Genomic DNA, 15,886 nt, shown 5'->3' with positions numbered 1-15,886 from the left:
TCCGCATCACGTCGCACCCGAGAAAACCGCGAGTCGGAACGGCGATCGGCGCGATCGTCCGGACGCGCCCGTCGATCTGTGATCGATGAACCGTCTCCGACTGGCCTCTTGACGTCGATATCGCTGTCTCCCACGGAACCGGGTTACCGAACTCCGCGCGAAACGGCGGCCGGACGTCGCGGTCTCCCTCGCGACGGGGCGCCGCGGGCCCACGTCGCCGTCACGGGTCCACGTCGCCGTCACGGGCTCCGATCCCGACGCGAAACGGATGGAAGTCGGAACGCCGATGAACGTGTTATCAAACGGTAAAAACGAGAAACGTACCGCTTCGCGAGTACGTTCGAAACGGAGATTCGATCTCCTCGATCGGCGAGACGGACGAGCGATCGCCTCCCGCGACGCACGATCGATCGGGATATTCACTCGGAACCGAGGCAAACATTCGTTCAGACATCGCTTTTAACCCGCCGCGACGGGTGTGACTGTGTCATGGAGTTGCACAATCGAGACGTGCGGACGGACGTCAGGGAGCTCGGCGCGCTCGTGGGCGACGTCCTCGCCGCGCAGGCCTCCACGGAGGCGTACGAGACGGTGGAAGACCTACGGAATGCGGCGATCCGGTACCGCCGCGGCGACGCGGAGAGCCGCGACCGGCTCCACGAGACCGTCGGCGACCTCTCGTCGAACCGCGAGGAGATCGTCGCCCGCGCGTTCACCACCTACTTCGAGCTGATCAACCTCGCCGAGGAGCGCGAGCGCGTCCGCGCCATCCGGAACGCGGACGACGAGGGCGCCCTCCACGACTCCTTCGAGGCGACGATCGCGGAGTTCGCCGAGCAGGGAGTCGGGCCGGACGAGCTGCGCGAGCTGTTGGAGGACGTGCTCATCGAGCCGACGTTCACCGCCCACCCGACCGAGGCCCGCCGAGCGACGGTGAAGGCGAAGCTGCGGTCGATCGCCAACCACCTGGAGGCGCTCGACGAGCGCAACCTCACCGAGCGCGAGCGCAACGCGATCTGGCGCGACGTCACCGCCGAGGTGACGAGCCTCTGGGGCACCCGACAGGTGCGCCAGCGCCGCCCGGAGCCGGAAGACGAGGCGCGAAACGTCGGCTGGTACTTAGAGAACACCCTCTTCGACGTCGTCGGCGACGCCTACGAGGAGTTCGAGGAGACCATCTCCGGCGAGTACGACGACGTCGACTGCCCGAAGCTGTTCGAGTTCCGCTCGTGGGCCGGGTCGGACCGCGACGGCAACCCGTTCGTCACGCCCGAGGTCACCGACGAGACGCTCGAGCGCCAGCGGGCGGTCGCCATCGAGAAGTACCGCGACCGGTGTAAGCGGCTCTCGGCCGTGTTGAGCCAGGACGGCGAGCGGTACGCGATCGACGACCGGCTCACCGAGTCGCTCGCGGCCGACGCCGAGCGCTTCCCGACCGTCGTCGAGGAGGCCCGGGAGCGCTACCCCGACGAGCCGTACCGCCAGAAGCTCCGGCTGATGCGCGAGCGGCTCGATCGCGTCGACGACGTGCGCCCCGGCGAGTACCCCGACGGCGACGCGTTCCTCGCCGACCTCGACGTCATCGCGGAATCGCTCCGGGCCGACGGCCAAGACGCCGTCCGCGAGTCGTTCGTCGAACCGCTCCGCCGACAGGTGGACACGTTCGGGTTCACGCTCGCGTCGCTCGACCTCCGCGACCACCGCGAGAACCACACCGAGGCCGTCGCCGAGGCGGTCGCGAGCGAGGGCGTCGACTACCGCGAGATGGACGAGGAGTCGCGCGAGGAGTTCCTCACCCGCGCCATCCTCCAGGACGACCCCGTCGTCGACGCCGACGAGCCGGGCGACGTCTCCGACACGACCGAGCGCGTGTTGGAGCGGTTCAGCGAGCTCGCCGAGTGGCAGGAGGAGTACGGCCAGCAGGCGATCGACACCTACTGCATCTCGATGACCGAGGAGCCGAGTCACGTGCTCGAGGTGCTCTTCCTCGCCGACCAGGTCGGCGCCGTCTCGCTGCCGGACCACTGCGGGCTCGACGTCGTTCCCCTGCTCGAGACCGAGTCCGCGCTCAACGGCGCCGAGCGCATCCTCGGGACGCTGTTCGACAACGAGGCGTACGCGACCGCGCTGGCGGTGCGCGACGACGTGCAGGAAGTAATGCTCGGCTACTCCGACTCCAACAAGGAGAACGGCTTCCTCGCCGCGAACTGGGACCTCTACGAGAACCAGCGCCGGATCGCGCGGTTCTGCCGGGAGGAGGACGTCACCCTCCGGCTGTTCCACGGCCGCGGCGGCTCCATCTCGCGCGGCGGCGGCCCGATGAACGAGGCGCTCCTCGCGCTGCCGAACGAGACCGTCACCGGACAGGTGAAGTTCACCGAGCAGGGCGAGGCGATCGCCGAGAAGTACGCCAACCCCCGGATCGCCGAGCGCGAGCTGGAGCAGATGCTCGACGCGCAGATCCGCGCCCGTCACGAGGCCGACGAGGAGCCCACCGAGCGCGTCCCCGACGCGTGGGTCGACGCGATGGAGACGATGGCGCCCGCAGCCCGCGAGACGTACCGCGACCTCCTGAACACCGACGGGTTCGTCGACTACTTCGGGCAGGCGACGCCCATCTCCGTCGTCGAGGACCTCAACCTCGGCTCGCGGCCCGCCTCCCGCTCCGGCGAGCGCACCGTCGAGGACCTGCGCGCCATCCCGTGGGTGTTCTCGTGGACGCAGACGCGGCTCATTCTCCCCGGCTGGTACTCGCTCGCCTCCGGCATCGACGCTTACCTCGACGAGGTCGGCGAGGACGAGGGGCTCGAAACGCTCCGCGAGATGTACGAGGAGTGGCCGTTCTTCCGCACCACCCTCGACAACGCCGGGCTCGCGCTCGCCCGGACGGAGCCGGAGATCGCCGCCGAGTACGCCGACCTCGCCGACGACGAGCTCCGCGACCGCTTCTTCCCCGAGCTGATCGGGGAGTACGAGCGCGGCCGCGAGCTCGTCCTCGAAATCAGCGGCCGCGACGGGCTCCTCCGGCGCGAGTGGCTCGAAGAGAGCCTCGACCGACGGAACCCGTACGTCGACCCGCTGAACCTGCTGCAGGCGAACCTGCTCGGACGCACCCACCGCACCGAGGAGGAGGAGCGCACGCTCCGGCTCACGGTCAACGGCATCGCCGCCGGGATGAAGAACACCGGATAGCGCGTCGCCGACGCGTCCGACGTACCGTCCACCGTTTTCCGTCGGTTCGGGCCGATAGCCGCCGCTTCGGCGAACAGGTCGCGACGACTCCGAGAAGATGGGCTCGCCGATGGCCAGACATTTCGTATAGCGTTATTCAATATACCACTTCGAATGCGGGGAGAACCGCATCGAGCGTCGACACGCGGTAGCGGGCGCTCTGCGGCCGGAAATAGAGGGCTGAACGGCGAGTGTCCGCGAGAGCCGCCGCTCGCCGGACGGGCGGAACGAGAAAAGCGAATCGCTATCTACGCGTAGCGTACGAGTTCCGGGCGGTCGAGGTCCTCGAAGACGTCGGCGGCGATCTCGGAGAGGAACGCCTCGCCCTCGTCGGAGACGCGGCGGCCCTCGCCGGCGGCGGTCGTGACGAGCCCCTCGTCTTCGAGGGCCTGCAGCGACGCGCGGATCAGCTTGCGGGAGCCGGCGGAGTGGCGGCCCGGTCGGACGATGTACCGGTTCGATCCGCGCTTCTTCGAACCGTACTCGGTGGCGAGCCGCTCGATGCCGATCGGCTCGTTCTGGGCGACCTTCCGGAGGAGGCTCGCGGAGCGCACGTACCAGAAGTCCTCCTGTTCCGGCGGGAGTTCCTTGCCGGAGCCGCTCTTGGCGAACTCGACCCACTCGGGCTCGTCGATCCGATCCTCGAGTCGTGCGGCGACCTCCTCGATGAGGGCGTCCGCCGGCACGTCGTAGATGGTTACCATTGAGTACCGATTCATCCTAGCGTCGTTTAAAGCCATCGTATCGGAAGAGCCCCGTGTTAGCCGTTTTCACGGGATTGCGAGCTTCTACCGGGCCCTCGGGAGGCGGGGGCGCGGGCGGATCGCGGCCGAGACGCGCTACTCGACGTACTCGTACTTCCGCTCGTTCATCCGCCCCCACCCGGTGAAGACGAACTCCCCGTCCGGCTGCGTGAACTCCTCGATCTCGCGTTCGACGTCCATGTCGTACTCGTGGACGTCGTGGACGTCCTCGTACTCGTCCCACGAGAGGTCGTAGCGGGCCGCGAGCTGGTCGTCGATGTCGAGCCCCTCGATCTCCTCGCGCCATCCCTCGCGGATCGTCTCCGCGTGGATCTCCGCCTGCGCGCCGGAGCCGTACGACGCGACGAGCAGCGTCTCGTCGACGAACGACGTACCGCGCGTCAGGGCGTCGCGCAGCGCGCTGACGCGGGCGATGTGAACCGAGCTCGTGTACCAGTTGCCGACCTCCCGGGAGAGCCCCAGCGTCGGTTCCACGGCGGTGTCGTACCACGTCTGGTACTGCTCCGTCGTCTTCAGCTCGTCCATGTAGTCGCTGATCGCCTCCTCGTACGCCTCGCGGTCCGCGAAGTCGCCCTCGCGGGGCTGGCGGCCGATCTCCTCGGCGAGCTCGTCCTCGTACTCCGTGTCGCGGATGACGTGCCGGTACGCGAGCAGGGCCGCCTTCCGGACCATCCCCGGGAACGGCGTGTGGAACGGGGCGTACGCGAAGTCGTCGAGCTCGATGTCGTCGGTGACGGACTCGTAGTCCTCGAGCGCCTCCCGCATCCGGGCGAGGTACACCTGCACGGAGCGTTTCCCGTCGACGCTCGGGAACTGCTGGTTCGGCTTCAGGAAGTCCGTCTCGTCCTTCGAGCCGTACCCCTGATCGGTCGAGAGCGCGACGATGGAGGGGTCCTCGTCGATCAGCATCGCGACGGCGCCGGCGCCCTGCGTCGCCTCGCCGGGGTCGCCGCGGGCGTACAGCGCGGTGTCCGTCGTGATGACGAGCGCGGGCCGGTCGCGGTTCCGGCCGGCGCGGATCCAGTTGTACGCGTCGTCTATCGCCTGCGTCCCGGCCAGACAGGCGAACTTGCGCTCGCCCTTGTTGGCGTGGGTGAAGTCGCCGTCGTACACCTGCTCTAAGCAGCCCGCGATGTACGTCGACACCGGCTTCGAGTGGTCGAACGCCGACTCGGTGGCGACGTCGATCCGGCCGATGTCCTCGGGTTCGAGCCCCTTGCGGTCCATCAGCCCCTTCGCGGCGTTCGCGCCCATCGTGACGATGTCCTCGTACACGTCCGGGAACGAGGAGTTGTTGAGCCCGAGCCCCTTCGTGTACTTCTCCGGGTCGTCGCCCTTCTCCGGCGCGAACGTGCCCGGCAAGTCGAGCTTGAGCTTTCCGGTCCAGATCTCGACGGCGTCGATGCCGACTTCGGTCATACACGGTCGTTCATTGGGCCGGCATTTGGCTTTGTCGATGGGTGTTTACGTCGATTGACGATATGGTGACCGCAGTGATTGAAGCTCTAGTGGTTGTGAGCGGTAGTACAGAGGACAGAAGTTAGGTGGTGACATCAATTGTCTTCTCGGTTCCGTCGCTGAATATCAGCTTCACGGTGACCGTTTTATCGGTCATGTCAACGTAGCCACCCTGTTTGGTATCATCGTAGAACCGCGTTAGCGAAATAACGGCATCGTTTCCAGGTACGATGGACACAGCCGGAGAGAGTGTCGCCACGTCGCCGAGCGGATACTGTTTGTTATTGTTTACCTTATAAGTTCCTTCGGTGGCCCCAGATACGGTAATTACTGTTTCTTGATTCCCACTCTCCCTATCGTCTAGTAGGCCCGTCGCGTCTCCGGGGGTCTCCTCTACCACAACCGACTCAATCTCAACAGTTTGGCCCCCAACATTAGTGATAGTAAATTCGACACCGCTGTTATCATCTAAAATGGTTGTTCCATCGTTATTGTACCGTATGATCGAGGACTGTTCGCTTGGACTCCCGTCATCGTCTCGAACCGCTGCGTTACCGTTTTGCGCCGCTTCCTCAGGCGCTTCACCCACACCAACGGTGTCCACGGTCAGATTTTCGGCGCTCGTATTGAGCGTCAGGTTGTAGACGCCGTCGTCATTCGTGTCGTCAGTAACGCCGCCGTAGACATCGCTATCTGTCGGCAGATCGGTCTTGGTCTCCCAGTTGTCTTCGCTCAATCGCGTCGGAACAGTGACCGTGAGATTACCCTCGGGAAGCGTCTCAGTAACTTTCTCTGCCGGGCGAAATTCGAGCGTCACCCGACCGGTCCCGCTCCGGCGGAACTCGTTCTGGAGAGCCACGACCTGTACCCCTCCTTCGGAATCCACGAGCTCCTGATCTTCGATCACCGCGATTCCGCCTCCCTCGTCACGAGCGTCGACGTAGAGCACGGAAGCGTCGTACCACGTCGGCGACTGGTCGATCTCGTTGTAGCCCGGCCGGTACTGGATGAATCGGGTAGAGACGTTGATCGGATCGCCGGACTCGGGGTCGATCGTGATGTTGTATGAGTCTGTCGTCCGTATCGTCCCGGCTGGTGATGGCGGATTGATCGCAAATATGCGGGTGGGATAGGTAGTACCCAGCCGAACCGTCTGATACTGCGGTCGGTCAGTGCTTCCGGCTTGCAGAATCCCGGCTCTGAGCTCGACGAGGTCGTTCCGGACCTCCTCGAAATGCTGGAACTCGACCTGTCCGTTCTGCTGCGGGACCACCTGCACCTGATACAGCGAGAGCGCGAGGATCAGGAAGCCGAACAGAATCACCGTCCCGATCACGACCGACTGGCCCCGACGGTCGTGGCTGAAGCGCATTATGACGTATCGAACCCGGATGCGTATAAAAGCCTCCGCCCGCCGTCTCAGTCGCGATAACCTCGTGACCGCGCGGGAGGACTCAGTCCTCGCCCGCTCCGCGCCGCTCCGTGAACCACGCTGACGCGGCGGCCACGACGCTCGCGAACCCGCCGACCAGCACGGCCTGCGTCCAGTTGGCCCCGAGGAAGAACCCCGCGACTAGCGTGACGAGCGCGAACGCGATCACGACGGAGCCGATAATCGGAGCGATGGAGTCGGTCATACCCGGATCTGCCGCGCCCCGGCGATAAAGCGGCCGATCCGCCGAGCGTGGCGGGGCGGTCGAGACGCGGGAACGAGCCCGCGTCGGCTTGATAAATCTTATATCGCGATACTAAATCCGCTTCGCGGCGCTCACCCCGCCTTCCGACCGGTCCGTTTTTGCGCGCGGCGGCTGTCCCGGCGCGTATGGCGAAACAGCCGCACCTGCTGGTCGAGGAGGGCGACGTCCACGAGATCGCGGTCATCCCGGGCGACCCGGGCCGCGTCGACCGGATCGCGGACCTCTGTGACGACAGCGAGCTCGTCGCGCAGAACCGCGAGTACAAGGTCGTCAACGCGAGCTACGAGGGGACCGACCTCACGATCTGCTCGACCGGGATCGGCTGCCCGTCGGCCGCGATCGCCGTCGAGGAGCTGTCGCGAGTCGGCGTCGAGACGTTCCTCCGCTGTGGCACCTGCGGGGCGCTGCAGGCCGACATGGAGGTCGGCGACATGGTGGTCGCGACGGGCGCCGCCAAGGAGGAGGGGACGAGCAAGCGCTACGAGTCGGTCGAGTACCCGGCGGTCCCCGATTACGACGCGCTCACCGAACTCGTCGGCGCCGCCGAGGACAACGGCGAGGAGGTCCACGTCGGTCCGATCGTCTCCGACGACGCGTTCTACAACGAGGACGAGGAGTTCGTCGACGACTGGAACGACGCGAACCTCCTCGCGATCGAGATGGAGGCCGCGACCGTCTTCGCGCTGGCGCGCCGCAAGGGGCTGCGGGCCGGCGCGATCTGCACCGTCGACGGCAACCTCGTCGCGGGCACCCAGAAGGGCGCGGACTCGGACGACGAGCTGCCGGAGAAGGCCAAGGACAACGTCGAGCGCGCGATCCGGATCACGCTGAACGCGGTCACGGCGCTGTAAGGGGCCCCGCCGCTGTTCCTACTCGTCTTCCGCCCGGAACTCCACCAGCGTCAGCTCCCGGTCGAGCGCGCAGGTGTCGTGCGGCGGCTCGCCGAGCACCTGGTCGATGACGCGCTCGTCGTCGAAGCCGGCGCCGTCGGGCACGCAGTAGCCGTGGCTCGGGCACTCGGTGTGCGGACAGGGGCCGGCGAGCGAGACGCGGCTGCCGGCGTACGCCTGCTTCGACGGGACGTTCGCGGGGACGGGCGCGGGCTCGACCTCGACCGCCCGGACGCCGGCGTCGTGGACGGCGCAGTCGAGCGTCTGCGCGTTCTCGCGGATCCCCGTCACGCGGTACCGGGTCCCCTCCGAGAGGTTGAGACACTGGCTCCGGTAGGGGCACCCCTCGCAGTCGGGCGACTCCCCCTCGTAGACGAACTCGCGCCCCGTGTCCGCGAGCCGCGTGCCGATGAGCGTGACCGTGGTCATGCCCGAGACGAGGCGCCGCGCCGCCGTAAGCCTCCCGCCTCGCCGAGGGCGTGACGGCGACCCGTCGACCGGGACCCGAAACGCGAACGGCCGAGCGGATCGGAGGGCAAGACACATCCCCGGTCCCCGGCAACGACGACCGAACGAATGATCGCGGGGCTCGCGCGGGACGCGAAACGGGAGGCCGAGGCGGCGAACGAGCGGCGCGTCCTCGTGTTCGCCGGCGACCGCGACCGCGGGATCGACGCGGCCTACACCGCGATCGAGGCGGTCGGCGGCGGAAGTGAAGGCGCGTCGACCGCCGTCGTCTCGACCCGCGAGGGGTTCCGGTTCGAGGAGCATCGGCCCCGGAACGCGGACGAGCTGCTCGGGGGCACCCGCGAGCTCGTCGTCCTCGACTGCCACGAGCGGTTCGTCCCGAACGCGCTCGGGCGGTGCGTCGGCGCGGTCGACGGCGGCGGGCTCCTGATCCTCCTGACGCCGGCGCTCGACGACTGGCCGGCGATTCGCGACCGCTTCGACGACTCGCTGGCGGTCCCGCCGTACGAGGTCGGCGACGTGACCGGCCGGTTCCGCGAGCGGTTCGTCGACACGCTCCGCGCGCACCCGGGGATCGCGATCCTCTCGCTCGGCGCCGACGGGCCCGAGGGCGACGTCGTCGAGCGCGACGGGCTCACGGGAGAGCGGGGGGGCGGAGTGGGAGCGACGGCGGGGAGAGACGGGAGGGGAAAGCCGACCGCCCCGCCGGACGCGACGTTCCCCGCCGCGGCGTACGAGGCGTGTCTCACGACCGATCAGGCGCGGGCGGTGCGGGCGTTCGAGTCGCTCGCGACCCCGGGAAACGCGGTCGTCGTCGAGGCGGACCGCGGGCGCGGGAAGTCGAGCTCGGCCGGGCTCGCGGCCGGCGCGCTCGCGCTCGCCGGCGCCGACGTGCTCGTCACGGCGCCGGCGTTCCGCAACGCCGCGGAGGTGTTCGCGCGGGCGGGCGAGCTGATCGGGTCGGGAGGCGTCGACGGCGGCGAGACCGCCGCGGGGGACGGAATCCGCCGCATCGACGCGCCGGACGGCGGGCGCGTGCGGTACCTGCCGCCGGCCGAGGCCGCGGCGCTGCCCGGCGCTCCGGACGTCGCGATCGTCGACGAGGCGGCCGCGCTCCCGGTGCGGCTGCTGGAGGGGTTCCTCGACGGGTCGCTCTCGGTCGCGTTCTGCACGACGGTCCACGGCTACGAGGGCGCGGGCCGCGGGTTCGCGATCCGGTTCCGCGAGCGCCTCCTCGAGAGCCCCTTGGCGGTGCGGGACCTCCGCCTCGACGAGCCGATCCGGTACGCGCGGAACGATCCGGTCGAGGCGTGGGCGTCGCGGGCGCTCCTGCTCGACGCGCGGCCGGCGGTCGACGAGGCGGTCGCGGGGACGGCGGTCGACGAGGCGACGTACCGCGCGCTCGCGCCCGACGACCTGCTCGCGGACGAGGCGCTGCTCGGGGAGGCGTTCGGGCTGCTCGTCGCCGCCCACTACCGGACCGAGCCGAACGACCTCGCGCGGCTGCTCGACGCCCCGAACCTCTCGGCGCGCGCGCTCGTCGCCGAGGGGCGGGTCGTCGCCGTCGCGCTGCTCGCGCGCGAGGGCGGGCTGGACCCCGAGACCCGGCGGGCGATGTACGAGGGCGAGCGCGTCCGCGGCAACATGGTCCCGGACGTGCTCACGAGCCAGCTCCGCGACGAGGCGGCCGCCGAGCCGCGGGGGATCCGGACCGTCCGGATCGCGACGCACCACGCGGTCCGGGATTCGGGATTCGGCTCCCGGCTGCTGGAGGAGGTCCACGCCGAGTTCGGAGCGAAAGCCGACTACTTCTCGGTCGGCTACGGCGCGACGCCGCGCCTGCTCCGGTTCTGGCGGCGGGCGGGCTACCGGACCGTCCACCTCTCCACGTCGCGAAACGACGCCTCCGGCGAGCACTCGGCGATCATGCTGCGGCCCGCGGGCGACGCCGGTCGGTCGCTCCTCGACCGCCACGCCGTCGCCTTCCGAGACCGCGAGCGCGACGGGCTCTCGGACGCCCACCGCGACGTCGACCCCGACGTGGTCGCCGGCGCGCTCCGCGCCTGCCCGGCGCCGGTCCCCGTGGACCTGACCGAGACCGAGTGGCGCTCCGTCGTCGGCGCGTCGTTCGGCCCCGGGATGTACGACAGCGCGCCCGGTGCGTTCCGAGACCTCGCGATGGCGACGCTGGTCGGGGGGGAGGGAGACACCGAGAGCCCCGCCCTCGACGACCGCGAGCGACGCCTCCTCGTCCGGAAGGTGTTACAGGGCCGCCCGTGGGAGTCGGTCGCCGACGAGCTCGGCTACGTCTCGACGGCCGCCTGTATGCGCGCGCTCGGGGACGCGTACGAGCCCCTCGTCGAGCGGTACGGGACGGCGTTCGCGCTCGCGGAGCGGGAGCGGTTCGCCGGCGAGTGAGCGCGGCCGCGGCGGTGCGGGGCCAACACCGAAGGCGGTCGCGGACGGAGGGTCGGGTATGACCGCCGAGGCGGACGAACCGCCGATCTGCACGGAGCCGGACTGCGACCGACGGGCGGCCGTCACCCTGCGCGTCCCGTGGGAGGCGGACCGGGCCGTCTGTCCGGCCTGTGCGCGAGGGCTGGTCCAGCGGGACGGCGTCGTCGCGGAGCCGCTTCCCGGTCGCGAGGACGCGTGGCCGTAGCCGGGTCGCGATCCGGCTACAGCGACCGCGCCATCATCACTTCGTCGACGTACTCGCCGTCGATCCGGTAGTGGTCCTCGCGGGTCGCCTCCGTGTGCCACCCGTGCGCCTCCAGGAACGACCGGGCCTCGTCGTTGGTCGCGGGGAGGCTGTTGTACAGCTTCTCGAAGTCGTTCTCGCGCGCCCAGCCGGACCCCTTCTCCAGCAGCGTCGTGCCGATGCCGCGCCCGCGGTACTCGTCGAGGACTCCGAGCGTGAGCTTCGCCGTGTGGCGGAGCTTCTCGGTCTCGGGGAGGTCGAGGTGGACCCAGCCGACCACCTGATCTTCCACGGTGGCCACGAAGAACATCCGGGACTCGGCGCTGTTGTTCCGCAACAGGATCTCCTCGTAGTCGATCAGGTCGGCGACCGTCTCCGCCTCGATGTACGACCCCTCGTTCGCCACCTGTCGGATGATGCCGACGAGCCCCGAGAGGTCCGCCTGCCTCGCGGTTCGGATCGTGAATCGAGCGTCGTCGAGCTCGTGGACGGTCCCGGTGTCGGTGTCGAACGCGATCTCCAGGTCGCCGTCGTCCTCCCGCACGTAGCCGTCGCGTCGCAACACGGCGAGGTGGTGCCCGAACGCCTCCTCGTCGAACCCCAGCTCGCGACGCACCGCCTCCGCCGAGACCGACCCGCGCCGCTCCACGTACTCGTAGATGTCCTTCCGGTCACGGTTCTCGATCGAAACGCGTTGTGCGAGCTCCATGGCTTGCGGTAACACGTAACAATAAATAAGCATTCCCCACGAACGATCGTGAGGGACGGGGCGTCGGGTCGTTCGCGTAATGTCGCGGCTCGCGTGATACCGCGGCTCCCGCGAGTCCACGCCTCACGGAGCGTCGCGGTGCGTCCCCGTGAGCAGCGCCGCCACGTCGGTGACGTCGTGCGTGTCGACCAGCAGTTCGGCGGCCTCGCGGACGGTCGCGTCCGGGTCGGCGTCGACCCCGCGGCACCGGGCGTACACCGCGAGCCAGTCGCTCGTCGCGTCGTGAAGGCGGTCGAGCTCCCGCCCGGAGAACCGGACCGGCTCGTCGGCCGCGCGCGCCTCCACGTACGCGCCGACGACCGGGCCGAGCCCGTCTCGCGCCGCGACGAGCGCCGCCTCCCCGGGGTCCGAGACCTCGGTTCCCGCGAGTTCGATCCCCGCGTAGCGCCACGCGTCGGGCGCGCTCTCCGGCCCGCCGGCCGCGTCCGCCGACTCGTTCCCGGCGTCGCTTCGCGGGGAGTCGAACCGCTCGCGCGCGGCGCGGGCGTCCGCCGCGAGCGACGCGATCCGGTCGGCGTACCGAGAGCGCGTCTCCGTCACGTCACCCCTCCTCGAACTCGACGCCCTTGCCGCCGCTGGGATGTTCCCACTCCGTGTCGGCGACGACGGCGCAGGTGCCGCACTCGACGCACGGCTGCGTGTCGAGGCTGACGACGCGCTTCTCCTCGCCGTTGGTCCGGACCGTCTCGTCGCGGTAGCAGCCGCCGCCGAACGCCTCGGCGCTCACCGGGCAGGCGGTCACGGCCGCCCCGCTCGCCTCGTAGCTCTCGTCGCGGAGCTCGATGTGCGGGTCGCCGACGTCGTAGGTGAGGTCGCCGATCCGGTCGGCGAGGTCCGGCGGGCGGACGCCGGTCCGGTCGTCCGCGTCGGCGGCGCCCGAGTCGGCGGGCGAGCGCTCCTCGATCGGCTCGCCGAGGACCTCCGCGATCCGCGTCGGCACGTCGACGTACGAGAAGCGGGTGTCCGGCACCATCCCGAGCAGCAGCGGGGAGTTGAACGCGCGCTCCGCGAGCCCGTCGAAGGCCCGCAGGCCGGCCGCGCCCAGCGGCGAGTCGATCAGGACGCTCCCGAGCCGGTTGACGGCGTCGTGCTCGGAGACGGCCCGCGTCGCCCGGTAGCGCCGGGGGCGGAGCTTCTCCATCACGCCCTCGTCGCGGAGCTTCCGCTCGTAGAGCTCGCCCGCCTTCGAGGCGTCCCCGCGCGTCCGGGCCTCGACGAAGGCCTCGGCGGCGAGCCCGCCCGCGGTCACGGCGTGGTTCATCCCCTTGATGATCGGCCCCTGCGCCTGCATCTGGCCGGCGGCGTCGCCGACGAGCAGGAGCCGACCGCGGTGCGGCGAGGGATGCGCGACCTTCTTCGAGTCGGGGACGAGCTTCGCCGAGTACTCGCGCTCCTCGTACTCCCCGCGGAACCAGCGGTCGAGGAGGGGGTGAGTGAGGAGCCCGTCGAGCAGCTCGTGCGGCTCCGCGCGCTCCGCGGTCAGCGAGTCGAGGTGGAACACCGTCCCGATCGACAGCGAGTCCTCGTTGGTGTACAGGAAGCCGCCCCCGCGGACGCCGTCGAACAGGTCGCCAGAGAACAGGTGGGCCGCGCCCCCGTCCGGCTCGACGCCGAACCGCTCGTCGATGACGTCCGGCTCCATGTCGACGACCGCTTTCACGCCCTGGAACCAGTCGCCGGGGTCGTCCCAGTCCATGAGCCCGGCGTCGCGCGCCAGCTCGGAGTTGACGCCGTCGGCGGCGACGATCAGGTCCGCGCGGATCGGGTCGATCTCGTCGCAGGTGACGCCGACGATCTCGCCGTTCTCGCGGAGCAGACCGTTGACCCGCACCTCCGTGAGCAGTCCGCCGCCGGTCTCGCGGGTCAGCTCGTGGACGCGCTCCGCGAGCCACGAGTCCATCCGGCGGCGCAACACCGCGTCGCACCAGTCGGTGTCGCGGTGGTGGACCCGTTCGAGGTCGAACGTCTTCACGCGGTCGCCGGCGACGTTGTGCATGTAGTACTCGTCGACCGGGCGCTCGGACGCCGCCTCGCGGAAGTCGGGGAACAGCCCGTCGATCGTGTACGGCGCGGACTCCTCGGCGTAGATCAGCCCCCCGGAGACGTTCTTCGAGCCGGCCTCGATGCCCCGCTCTAACACGAGCGTCTCGACGCCCTGTCGGGCCAGCGCCGCGGCCGCCGCCGCGCCGCCGGGGCCCGCCCCGACGACGACCGCCTCGTAGTGCTCGTGGTCGGCCGCGCCGCCGGCGTCGACCGCGTCGGCGTCAGTCATCGGCCACCCCCTCCATCGCCGCGACGGAGCCGTCGCCCTCGACCGCCGCCGTCAGCCGGGGCAACACCTCGAAGAGGTCGCCCTCGACGAAGTAGTCCGAGAACTCCCGGATGTCGGCCTCGGGGTCCTCGTTGACCGCGACGATCGTGTCGGACTCGTCCATGCCGACCTTGTGCTGGATCGCGCCGGAGATGCCGGCCGCGACGTACACCGCGGGCTCGACGACTTGGCCGGACTCGCCGATCTGTCGCTCCTCGCTGACGTAGTCCTCGACGTGGCCCGCGAACTCGTAGGAGGCGGTGATGACGCCCCGCGAGAGCCCGAGGGCGGCGTCGTCGAACGCGTCGACGAGGTCCAAGCCGAGCTCGATCCCCCCCGTGGGGTCGTCGCCGATCCCCCGACCGAGCGCGACGATCACGTCGTGGCCGGTGAGGTCGACCCCCTCCTCCAGCCGGTCGTGTTCCAGCACGTCGACCTGGAACCAGTCGTCCGGGAGGTCCAGGTCGTGTTCGACGACCTCGCCCTCGCGTTCCGGGTCCGGGTCGGGGAGGTCGAAGGTCCCGGGGATGACGCTGGCGCCCTGCGGGTGGAAGTCGCGGTGCGGCTTGTCGATACAGAGGATCGTCGAGTACTCGAACCCGGAGAAGTCCGGGCGGGGCATGTGGAGCACGCGCTCGAACTCCTCGCTGTCGCCCGCCGACCCCGTCTTCGCGGGGTTGGAGATCATCGCCTCCTCGATGTACAGGTCCGAGCAGTCGGAGGCGAGCCCGGAGTCGAGCTCGGCCTGGACGAGCGCGGAGAGGTCGCGGCCGTTGTGCGTCGCCGGGAACACGTTGTAGCGGGGCTCGTGGTAGTCGCGCCACTCGGCCTCGAAGTCGCGGCACATGTGCACGAACAGCTCCGCGTACGGCTTGTGCCGGAACCGGTCGAGCCGGTCGTCCTCGTGGTACACCGCGCGGTCCGCGCCGCAGGCGATCGCCTCCTCGGCGAGGTCGGCGACGTCGTCCCCGATCAGGACCGCGATCACGTCCTCCTCGTCGCCGTACCGCTCGGCGTAGCCGTCCATCAGCTCGTCGGCCTTGCCGAGGATCTCCTTCGACGCGTCGACGAGCTCCCCCTGCTGGGTCTCGCAGTACACCCACATGTCGCGGTACGTCTCGCCGGCGACGCCCTCGACGTACGTCTTGTCGGCGGTCGGGTGGTCGAGGTCCGGGTGTTTCTCCTCGGGCGACACGTACTCGGCCTCGGCCTCGTCGTCCCCCTTCTCGGTCCCCTCGATCGCCTCAATGCGGCTCTCGATCCGCGTGACCGCGCCGTCGCGGTCCTCGCCGTCCCGTTCGCGGTCGAGCAGGTCCCGGAGGACGTCGGGGTCGTCCACCCCGCGGACCATGTTGGCGACCTCCGCGATCGACAGCTCCCCGGGGTCGACCGCGGCGGGGTCGACCGCCTCGTCGCCGCCTTCCGCCTCGGACTCCAGTTTCTCGATCCGGCTCTCGATCAGCGTCTTCACGGGGTCGCGGTCGGGCCCCTCGCGCTCCAGCTCCAGCATCGCCTCCAGCTCGCCGAGGTCGTCCACGCCGTTGACCTTCGGGCCGAGGTCCGCGATCTCGTGGTCGGTGGGGTCGACGTCGACCAC

The 15,886-nt window shown here is 69.7% G+C and carries 13 protein-coding genes; 4 read left to right on the top strand and 9 right to left on the bottom strand.

Going from position 1 to position 15,886, the window contains the following annotated elements; genetic code table 11:
* Positions 1-489 precede the first annotated feature (489 nt).
* Positions 490-3,192, top strand: coding sequence for a phosphoenolpyruvate carboxylase (gene ppc / locus B4V04_RS10120; protein WP_498231312.1), 2,703 nt, complete (start codon positions 490-492; stop codon positions 3,190-3,192).
* 287 nt (positions 3,193-3,479) lie between these two features.
* Here the strand turns inward: ppc and B4V04_RS10115 are convergent, their stop codons facing one another.
* From B4V04_RS10115 to B4V04_RS10100, 4 genes are all read right to left on the bottom strand, one after another.
* A complete protein-coding gene (locus B4V04_RS10115; protein ID WP_498231310.1) occupies positions 3,480-3,935 on the bottom strand; it encodes a 30S ribosomal protein S19e in 456 nt (151 codons plus the stop codon).
* Between the two features lie 135 nt (positions 3,936-4,070).
* A complete protein-coding gene (gene hmgB, locus B4V04_RS10110) occupies positions 4,071-5,414 on the bottom strand; it encodes a hydroxymethylglutaryl-CoA synthase (protein WP_498231309.1) in 1,344 nt (447 codons plus the stop codon).
* A 121-nt stretch (positions 5,415-5,535) separates the two neighbouring features.
* Positions 5,536-6,825 carry a hypothetical protein gene (locus B4V04_RS10105; protein ID WP_498231307.1) on the bottom strand — a complete coding sequence of 430 codons (1,290 nt, stop codon included), beginning with the start codon at positions 6,823-6,825 and terminating at the stop codon, positions 5,536-5,538.
* Between the two features lie 82 nt (positions 6,826-6,907).
* Positions 6,908-7,090, bottom strand: a complete 183-nt coding sequence (locus tag B4V04_RS10100; RefSeq protein WP_144798061.1) for a hypothetical protein — start codon at positions 7,088-7,090, stop codon at positions 6,908-6,910.
* Positions 7,091-7,275: 185 nt separating this feature from the next.
* Between B4V04_RS10100 and B4V04_RS10095 the strand changes: the two genes are divergently transcribed.
* Complete coding sequence (locus B4V04_RS10095; RefSeq protein WP_498231305.1) at positions 7,276-8,001, top strand: guanosine phosphorylase; 726 nt, start codon at positions 7,276-7,278, stop codon at positions 7,999-8,001.
* Positions 8,002-8,019: 18 nt separating this feature from the next.
* On the opposite strand, the gene B4V04_RS10090 is transcribed toward B4V04_RS10095, so the two are convergent.
* On the bottom strand, positions 8,020-8,469 hold the full coding sequence (locus B4V04_RS10090; protein ID WP_144798076.1) for a UPF0179 family protein: 450 nt from the start codon (positions 8,467-8,469) through the stop codon (positions 8,020-8,022).
* Positions 8,470-8,616: 147 nt separating this feature from the next.
* Here B4V04_RS10090 and tmcA point away from each other — a divergent pair, with 147 nt between their 5' ends.
* The gene (gene tmcA, locus B4V04_RS10085) at positions 8,617-10,926 is read left to right on the top strand and encodes a tRNA(Met) cytidine acetyltransferase TmcA (protein WP_498231303.1); all 2,310 of its coding nucleotides are present in this window, start codon (positions 8,617-8,619) and stop codon (positions 10,924-10,926) included.
* 58 nt (positions 10,927-10,984) lie between these two features.
* Positions 10,985-11,170, top strand: a complete 186-nt coding sequence (locus tag B4V04_RS10080; protein WP_498231302.1) for a DUF8014 family protein — start codon at positions 10,985-10,987, stop codon at positions 11,168-11,170.
* Positions 11,171-11,186: 16 nt separating this feature from the next.
* Here B4V04_RS10080 and B4V04_RS10075 read toward each other — a convergent pair whose 3' ends face one another.
* From B4V04_RS10075 to B4V04_RS10060, 4 genes are all read right to left on the bottom strand, one after another.
* Positions 11,187-11,918 (bottom strand): GNAT family N-acetyltransferase, encoded by a 732-nt coding sequence (locus tag B4V04_RS10075; protein WP_498231301.1) that lies wholly within the window; start codon positions 11,916-11,918, stop codon positions 11,187-11,189.
* A gap of 123 nt (positions 11,919-12,041) precedes the next feature.
* Positions 12,042-12,518 carry a DUF8055 family protein gene (locus B4V04_RS10070; protein ID WP_498231299.1) on the bottom strand — a complete coding sequence of 159 codons (477 nt, stop codon included), beginning with the start codon at positions 12,516-12,518 and terminating at the stop codon, positions 12,042-12,044.
* Between the two features lies 1 nt (position 12,519).
* Complete coding sequence (locus B4V04_RS10065; protein WP_498231297.1) at positions 12,520-14,250, bottom strand: FAD-dependent monooxygenase; 1,731 nt, start codon at positions 14,248-14,250, stop codon at positions 12,520-12,522.
* Complete coding sequence (locus B4V04_RS10060) at positions 14,243-15,886, bottom strand: electron transfer flavoprotein subunit alpha/FixB family protein (RefSeq protein ID WP_498231296.1); 1,644 nt, start codon at positions 15,884-15,886, stop codon at positions 14,243-14,245. Before B4V04_RS10060 ends, B4V04_RS10065 begins: the two co-directional genes overlap by 8 nt.

Source organism: Halorubrum sp. B52 (genome assembly GCF_059752555.1).
This window is presented reverse-complemented; position numbering and strand designations above follow the sequence as displayed.